Source organism: Actinotalea sp. (assembly GCF_035443605.1).
Lineage (GTDB): Bacteria > Actinomycetota > Actinomycetes > Actinomycetales > Cellulomonadaceae > Actinotalea.
The window spans coordinates 49,062-50,341 of record NZ_DAORSQ010000005.1 but is presented as its reverse complement, the minus strand read 5'-3'; the positions used below and the strand labels follow the sequence as shown (position 1 = coordinate 50,341).

Here is a 1,280-nt window from a genome sequence, read left to right as displayed (position 1 = left end):
CGTTCAAGGACACCGCCGGCCCCGCGCTCAACCCGCTCATCAAGGTGATGAACCTCGTCGCGCTGCTCATCGCGCCCGCGGTGGTGCAGGTGAGCATCGGCGCCGAGGCCAACCACGCGCTGCGCCTGGCGATCGCGACCACCGCGATGCTCATCGCGTTCGGCGCGGTCATCCTGTCCCGCGTGCGCGCGGCGGCGGTCGACCGTGAGGGGCGCCTCGAGCGCGAGACCCACCTGGTCTGACGAGCGCCGGGCGCGGCGGGCCGGGCAGCGCCGGCGGGCGGCCGACGGCGCGGTCTCCCACGCCGCGGCCGCCCTGCTCAGCGTCGGACGAGGCGCTGCTCGAAGGCCTCGGCGCCCTCGACCTGGGGCACGAGCGTCAGGTCGGTCGCGGTGCACGTGTAGGTCGAGGTGCCGCCGAGGTCGAGGTCGTACAGGTCCGCGTCGCCGACGCCGGGGATCTCGACGGCCTCTCCGTCCAGCGTCGTGGTCGTCGTGGTGACCAGGCCGCTGGCGTCGACGTCCGCGACCACCAGCTCGGTGTCGGTGGCCGTGTAGCCGCCGACGACGGTCCCGTCCGACGTCACGGTCACGATGACGGCCTGGCCCTCGAGGTCGATGGTCATCGTCACGACGTAGCCCCGGTAGAGGGTCGTCATGGTCTGGCCGTCGAACGTGATCCCGGACTCGCCGGTGACGTCGACCGTCGCCTCGACCCCACCGGCTGCCGGCGCGGCGAGGATCGCCTCCTTGATCGCGTCGACGTCCATGTCCCAGGTGCCCTCGAGGCACGCGGCACCGCCGCCGCCGGACTGCTCCGCGGCCTCGTCCGGGGTCTCCTCTGCCGACGCCTCGGCCGTCGGCTCCGTGGGCTCCGCGGTCTCCTCCGGCGAGCCGGCCGAGCAGGCGGCGAGCAGCATCAGCCCGCTCAGCGCGAGGGCATGGGGTCGGGCGGCGTGCATCGGTGCCTCCTGCGGGTGCGCGGCGTCGCCGGTCGGCGGTGCGCCGCCCGGCAGGTGCGGCCCATCGTGGCATGCCTCCCACGTGCCGCACAGGGCGAGAAGAGGCGACAGCCCCGTCGTGGGGAGGGTTCCCGTCGCCATCTGACGGGAACCCTCCCCACGACGGGGCTGCGGGTCAGCCGGTGGGGCTGCGCTCAGTCGTCGGACCCGTGGCCCGAGCTGTCGTCGTTGTCGTCGTCCGAGCCGTGGCCCGAGCTGTCGTCGTTGTCGTCGTCCGAGCCGCTGCGGTCGCCGCCGTGGTCGTCGTACGCGTCGTCCG

Annotated in this window: 1 protein-coding gene and 1 pseudogene; one reads left to right on the top strand and one right to left on the bottom strand. The window is 74.2% G+C overall.

Annotated features, from left to right (window positions below):
- Nucleotides 1–242 (top strand): annotated as a pseudogene (locus PKY62_RS01440) (sodium-translocating pyrophosphatase); the annotation flags it as partial.
- Between the two features lie 77 nt (nucleotides 243–319).
- Here the strand turns inward: PKY62_RS01440 and PKY62_RS01435 are convergent.
- Nucleotides 320–961 (bottom strand): hypothetical protein, encoded by a 642-nt coding sequence (locus PKY62_RS01435; RefSeq protein WP_324534117.1) that lies wholly within the window; start codon nucleotides 959–961, stop codon nucleotides 320–322.
- Nucleotides 962–1,280: the final 319 nt, after the last annotated feature.